General features: G+C 71.2%; 5 protein-coding genes and 1 tRNA gene. 3 read left to right on the forward strand and 3 right to left on the reverse strand.

Annotation, left to right across the window (positions count from 1 at the left end):
* Window positions 1–372 precede the first annotated feature (372 nt).
* A tRNA-Lys gene (locus AN218_RS11060) sits at window positions 373–445 on the forward strand.
* 373 nt (window positions 446–818) lie between these two features.
* Here the strand turns inward: AN218_RS11060 and AN218_RS11065 are convergent.
* The 3 genes from AN218_RS11065 to AN218_RS11075 form a co-directional block, all read right to left on the reverse strand.
* Window positions 819–2,288, reverse strand: coding sequence for an MFS transporter (locus tag AN218_RS11065; RefSeq protein ID WP_070016625.1), 1,470 nt, complete (start codon window positions 2,286–2,288; stop codon window positions 819–821).
* A gap of 332 nt (window positions 2,289–2,620) precedes the next feature.
* Entirely contained in the window at window positions 2,621–3,643 is a 1,023-nt protein-coding gene (locus AN218_RS11070; RefSeq protein WP_171908649.1) for an endonuclease/exonuclease/phosphatase family protein, read from the reverse strand.
* A gap of 196 nt (window positions 3,644–3,839) precedes the next feature.
* The gene (locus AN218_RS11075; RefSeq protein WP_216311751.1) at window positions 3,840–4,598 is read right to left on the reverse strand and encodes an alpha/beta hydrolase; all 759 of its coding nucleotides are present in this window, start codon (window positions 4,596–4,598) and stop codon (window positions 3,840–3,842) included.
* Between the two features lie 266 nt (window positions 4,599–4,864).
* Between AN218_RS11075 and AN218_RS11080 the strand changes: the two genes are divergently transcribed.
* The gene (locus AN218_RS11080) at window positions 4,865–5,452 is read left to right on the forward strand and encodes a class I SAM-dependent methyltransferase (RefSeq protein ID WP_070016633.1); all 588 of its coding nucleotides are present in this window, start codon (window positions 4,865–4,867) and stop codon (window positions 5,450–5,452) included.
* Window positions 5,453–5,681: 229 nt separating this feature from the next.
* On the forward strand, window positions 5,682–6,440 hold the full coding sequence (locus AN218_RS11085; RefSeq protein WP_070016635.1) for a MerR family transcriptional regulator: 759 nt from the start codon (window positions 5,682–5,684) through the stop codon (window positions 6,438–6,440).
* The last annotated feature ends 98 nt before the right edge of the window (window positions 6,441–6,538 follow it).

The following is a 6,538-nucleotide window of genomic DNA, read 5'->3' on the forward strand; positions in this document are numbered from 1 at the left end:
AGCGCGGCGGCGACCGCGACCGGCGCGAGGGCGGCGGACGTCCCGCCTTCAACCGCGACCGCGACCGGGACCGCCCGCGTGAGCGCCGCGAGGGCCGCCCGAGCTACAACCGCGAGCGCCGCGACGACCGGCGCCCCGGCTCCTCGTACGGTCCCTCCACGCACGGCCGGGACAGCCGCGGGCACGACGACCGGCGCCCCTACGGACGCCGCGACGACCACCGCGGAGGCAGCCGCTCGTTCGACCGCCGTACGGACAAGCCGCGTTGGAAGCGCAACNGAAGCGCAACGGCTGACGCTTCGCTGACACCTCCCCAGCGCGAAGGCCGATGCCTTCGAAGCCCGGAGGGCCTCCGGGCTATGCTGCGGGGGCGGGCCGTTAGCTCAATTGGCAGAGCAGTGGACTTTTAATCCATTGGTTGAGGGTTCGAGTCCCTCACGGCCTACAGGACTCACCTTCCGGAACCCCCGCCGACCTGGTCGCGCGGGGGTTCCGCCGTTCCGCCGGCTCCCCGGTACGTCGCGATGCGCAGGACGGTCGCTCAACAGGACGCCCCAGTACGGGAGTTGGCCGCACGCGCGAGAGCCGCGCTCGCCGCACGAAGGCAACCCAGGGCGTGTAGCAGCGACTTGGGACCGTACGGGTGCCGAGGGCTCGCGGCGCACTCCGCGTCGGAGGAGGCGGCTCGTACGTGCCCCGTACGTGCTCGTACGTCGCTCCGCCGTAACGCCCCTCCACCGCGACCTGCCCCTCGACCGCAACGTGCCGCACCCCGCGACGGGATGCGGCACGCTGCGGTGCGCGAAGGACTCAGCAGGTCACGTCGCCTGCGCCGGCCGCGCGGGAGGAACCGCCGCGCACAGTTCGTCGGCCTCCTTCTCCGTGGCGACGCACGGCGGGGAGCCCAGCAGCGACTGCTGCGCCGTCTCCTTCATCCGCAGCACCGCGACGATGCCGATGACCGCGGCGCCCACCGTCGCGTACGCCGGGACCATGCTGTTGTCCGTCTTCTCGACGACGGACTCCAGGAGCATCGGCGTGGTGCCGCCGAAGAGGAGCGTCGAGACGTTGTAGCTGATCGCGAGCGCGCCGTAGCGCACGTCCGTGGAGAACATGGCCGGCAGCACGGCCGACATGGTGCCCAGCAGACAGACCAGCGAGGCGCTCAGCATCAGCATGCCGATCAGGGGGTACGCCAGGCTCTCCGTGCCCTTCTGGAGCAGAAGGAACGCCGGGATCGTCAGCACCAGGAACCCGGTCATGCCGGTGAGCAGCAGCGGTTTGCGCCCGTGCCGGTCGTTCAGCCGTCCCACGGAGGTGAGGACGCACATCATGATGAGCATGGTGACGACCGACAGGATCGTGGCCGTGTTGGCCTCGTACTTCAGCGAACTCTGGAGATACGTCGGCATGTACGTCAGCAGCATGTAGTCCGTGAGGTTGTACGCCGCGACGAGCGCCAGACACAGGATGATCGCCGGCCACTGCGTCCTGAACATCCTGGCGAGCGACTGCTTCGGGCTGTTCTCCGACAGCCGCGGCTTCGACGCCTCCTGCTCGCCGCCCGACTCGGCGGCCTTCTGCAGGAACGCGGGCGTCTCGTCGAGCTTCAGCCGCAGATAGATACCGATCAGGCCGATGGGCCCGCCGATGAGGAACGGGATGCGCCAGCCCCACGAGACCAGGTCGGCGTGGCTGAGGAAGGTCTGGAGCACCGCCGCGATGGAGGCGGCGCCGACGTATCCGGCCAGCGTCCCCATCTCCAGGAAGCTGCCGTAGAAGCCGCGCCTCTTGTCGGGCGCGTACTCGGCGATGAACGTCGCCGCGCCGCCGTACTCGCCGCCGGTCGAGAAGCCCTGGAGCAGGCGGAAGAAGACCAGCAGCGCCGGCGCCGCGACGCCGATGGTGTCCATGGACGGGATGAGTCCGACGCAGAAGGTGCTCGCCGCCATCAGCAGCATGGTCGTCGCCAGCACCTGCTTGCGCCCGATGCGGTCGCCGAGCGGGCCGAAGACCAGGCCGCCCAGCGGACGCGGGAGGAAGCTGAGCGCGAAGGTCGCCAGCGAGCCGATCGTGGAGCCGTTGAAGAAGACCTCGCCCATGACGATCGCGAGATAGGAGTAGGTCGCGAAGTCGAACCACTCCATGGCGTTGCCGAGCGCCGCGGCCTTCACCGCTCGCTTGACGATCCGCTCGTCGCTGACGGTGATGTCGCTGCGCCGCCAAGGGCGATCAGGTCGTTGCTCCCGACCTTCGATCTCCCCCGTACCCTTGCTGTTTCCCGGCATGCGCCATTCCTCCTCTGCTCTGTGCGCGGGTGGGAGCGGCCGCCCGGCGGCACCGTGGCGAGGCCGTCGCGCGGCGTGCGCGTGCGCACGCTCCCACCGTCACGCGTCGGTCGCAGCGCCGCCCGCGAGTGAACGCCGGGCGGGCGGCGCTGTGTTGGTCGCGCAGAGTCTGGGGGTCAAGGCGCTCGACTGTCGAGGACCCTGATCAACTCCTCTACGTGGCCTGTTGCTTGACGTCGTAGACGTCTGCCCGACGGTGCCCGGCTCATCCACCGTCCGGTGTCCCGGCTTCGTGGGCCGTCGGGCGGTCCTGCGGTCCGGTGGCCGGGCCGTCAGAAGGTGACGGTCGCGGTCACCGGTACGTGGTCGGAGAGCGTGACGTGCTGGTCGGTCACCGAACAGGACGCCTTCGCCGAGGAGTTGCCGAACACGTAGTCCAGCTTGGAGCCGCGCTTGCCGCTCTGGTTCTGGAAGGTGCCCTTGCCGGTACGGTCGCCTCCGGCGGCGTCCTGGCTGCACTCCTTGTAGCCGCCGTAGAGCGGGTCGAGGAGCGGTGCCGTCACCGTGGAGTCCTGCTGGGGCGAGGCGTTGAGGTCGCCGCCCAGCACGACCCGCGAGTGGCCCTTGCCCTTCGCGGCGAGCTCCTCCGCCTGTCCGTACTGCGACGTCAGGAACTCCGACGCCTTCTTGTCGTCCCACGAGCCGTGGCCGCCCTTGAAGGGCGTGAAGTGCGTGCCGCAGAAGCGGGTGCCGAGCGCGTCGGCGCACACCCCGGCCTGCTTGACGTTCCAATGGCCCCAGGTGTCACGGGCGTTGGGGACGTTGCGGGTGGCGTAGTGGAAGCGGTCGAACTTCACGTCGCCGGACTTCACGCCGACGGCCACACCGAAACCGCCCCGGCCCTTGGCGCACTGGCGCTTGCGGATCTCGCCCTTGCTCGAACCGGAACCCCGGTCGTGGATGCCGGAGAAGCCGAAGCTCCAGCCGCCCATGCCGTCGAGGGTGCGCAGCTTCTCGATGTCCGCGTAGCAGATCTCCTGGAGCAGCACCGCGTGCAGCCCCTCGTGCTGCTGCATGTGCCAGCGGATGCCGCCCGCGACCCGGTCCGTCTGGCCGTTCGCGCACAGGGCCTGGCCCTTGTCGTCCTTGCGCGGCGCGGAGTTGGCGCACACGTTCCAGGTCATCACCTTCACGGACGCGGGCGCCGCGGCCTGCTTCGCGTCCGACGACCCGGTGTCCTCGCCGTGGGACGGCGCACCGCCGGCCACGGCCGTGCCGGCGAGCAACCCCCCGGCGAGTACGAGCGCGGTGGCACCGGCGGGCACCCAGCGCGCTCTTCCCGACCGAAAACTCATGTGATCCCCCTGTGGTCGATGCGATGGATCATGATCATGCGAGGCATGACGGTCGAGCACGGCCATGCGGTGCATGACCGTGGATCTTGGTCGTGCGACACATGTCACAAAGCCCGTCAGTGTAGTGGCCATCGAGCGGCCGCGAGCGCTTCCCGGGAAGCGGAGGGAGAGCCGCCGGACATGGGCGTCCGCGGCGTCAATCTCCGGGCGGGAAGGGCTCGTTCGGGGGTGAGGACGGCGAGGGAGGCCGGGTCGCGGAGCCCGACGGGGGATCGGGCGCGGGCCGCCCGCCGGGCGTGTGCGCGGACGCCGCGGTGAGCATCGCCGCCACCTCACGGTCGACCGCGCGTTGCCACTCGGCGGCGCGACGCAGCATGGCGTGGTCCCCGCCCGGCACGGTGACGAAGCGCGCGTCGGCGCCGTCCCGCCGTGCCCGGAAAGCGAACTCCCGGGATGCGGCCGGATCCGTGACCCGGTCCCGGTCGCCGTGCAGGATCACCACGCGCCGCCCGGACAACTGCGCGGTCTCCTCGCCGGGCGGGCACCACGGGGCCAGCGCCACGACGCCGCGCACACAGCGGTCTCCGCCCACTCGCAGCGCGGCCCTGCCGCCCATCGAGTGCCCGACGAGCACCATGGGCAACTCGCCGACGGTACGCCGCAGTTCGCCGAGCGCCCACTCCGCGTCCCGGGCTGCGTCCGCCCGTACGCCGTTCCAGCCGCGGCAGCGGTAGCCGAGGCGGCACACCAGCACCCGGCCGTCCGCGGTGGCCCGCACCAGGGACCGCAGAAACGGGCGCATCCGCAGATCGGGCAGATTCCACGACGGCGGCGCGGCGAGTCCCTCGGACCGGCCGCCGTGCAGCACGAGCACCACGGCCGACGGGTCGCGCACGGTCGAGTCCACGGCGGGGTGCACTGCGGGGTGCGCGGCGGAGTGCACTGCGGAGTGCACGGTCAGGGACGGAAGCGCGCGGGCGCCCGTCCCCCTCGCACTTCTCCTGGCACGTCTTCTCACACTCTTCCTCGGGCTGCTCATCGGCGTCCTCCCGTCGGCGTCATGCCGCCATCTCGTAGGTCTCCCCTGGGAGTTCGTCGCCGAGACCCCGGCGGATCGGTCACGGACCTGCGGGCCGCGGACCGGCCAGGGATCCGCCCCGTATCGGCCCCGTACGGGCGGCTGCCCCACCGTGGCCGCGCGCACCGGTAGCGTCCACGGCCATGGCTCTCGACCTGAACGGCCACTACCACCCGCTGCTGCTGCGCCAGGTGCCCGAGGACGCCCGCACGGCGCTCGACGTGGGATGCGGAACGGGAGGGTTCGCACGGCTGCTCGCCCAGCGCGGGCTGCGGGTCGAGGGGGTGGACGGGAACGCGTCCGTGATCGAGGCCGCGCAGGCGGCGGGCGGCGGCCCCCGCTACCGCCGTACGGACATACGCGAGGCCGAACTCCCCGACGCCCACTACGACTTCGTCTCGTGCATCGCGAGCCTGCACCACATGCCGTTCGACACGGTGCTCACGCTGCGGCGGGCTCTGGCACCCGGCGGCGTCCTGGCGGTCCTCGGGCTCTGCCCCGTACGGTCGGCGGCCGACTTCGTCTGGGCCCTTCCGGCGCGGACGCTGCTCAAGGCCGACCGGCTGCTGGGCAGGTGGCGGCACACGCCGTCCGTGCAGCCGCCGATCGTCTGGCCGCCGCCGCTGTCGTACGCGGAGACCCGCGCCGAGGCCGCCCGTGTGCTGCCGGGCTCGACGCTGCGCCGTCTGCCGCTGTGGCGCTATCTGCTCCTGTACCGCGCCACGGACTGACGGACCCCGGGAGCACCACCGGCACCGGCCGCCGTCCCGCCGTCGTGCCGTCGTGCCGTCGTGCCGTCGTGCCGTCGTACAGAGCGGACGCGGTCCCGGCGGCCTCGCAGGGACGCCGGAACGACGCCCGGACGACGCCGGAACGACGCCCGGACGACGCCGGAAAAACGGCCTTGCACCTCACGCCACGTGAGGGCTCATCGTGAAGTGCGTACAGAGAGGAGCGGAGATGAGCTACTCCGTGGGGAAGGTCGCCGGTTTCGCCGGAATCACGGTGCGCACGCTGCACCACTACGACGAGATCGGCCTGCTGGTGCCCAGCGAACGCAACCGGGCCGGCCACCGCCGCTACGGCGACGCCGACCTGGACCGGCTCCAGCAGATCCTCTTCTACCGCGAGCTCGGCTTTCCGCTCGACGAGGTGGCGGCCCTTCTCGACGACCCGGACGCGGATCCGCGGGAGCAACTGCGGCGACAGCACGAGATGCTGCGTACGCGTATCGAGAAGCTGCAGAAGATGGCCGCCGCCGTCGAACACGCGATGGAGGCACGGAAGATGGGCATCGATCTCACACCGGAGGAGAAGTTCGAGGTCTTCGGCGACCACGACCCCGACCGGTACGCGGAGGAGACGGAGCGCCGCTGGGGCGGCACGGACGCCTACCGCGAGTCCCAGCGCAGAGCGTCCGCCTACACCAAGGACGACTGGCTGCGGATCAAGCAGGAGGGCGAGGAGTGGGGACGTCTCTTCGTCGAGGTGATGGAGAGCGGCCAAGGACCCGAGTCCGAGGCGGCGATGGACCTCGCGGAGGACCACCGGCAGCAGATCTGCCGGAACTTCTACGACTGCCCGCACGAGATGCACACCTGCCTCGCCGAGATGTACGTCGCCGACGAGCGCTTCACGGCGTACTTCGAGGCGATCAAGCCCGGCATGGCCGAGTATCTGCGGGAGGCGATCCTGGCGAACGGCGTGCGGCACGTGTGATCCGCACGGGATCCGGGATCCGGGATCCGAGAGGAGCGATGAGAGGGCCCGAAGGGAGGGAACGGGGGCGGCCCCGGCGTACGGGAGTCGCCGGGGCC

It is taken from the genome of Streptomyces nanshensis (genome assembly GCF_001751255.1).
Classification (GTDB): domain Bacteria; phylum Actinomycetota; class Actinomycetes; order Streptomycetales; family Streptomycetaceae; genus Streptomyces; species Streptomyces nanshensis_A.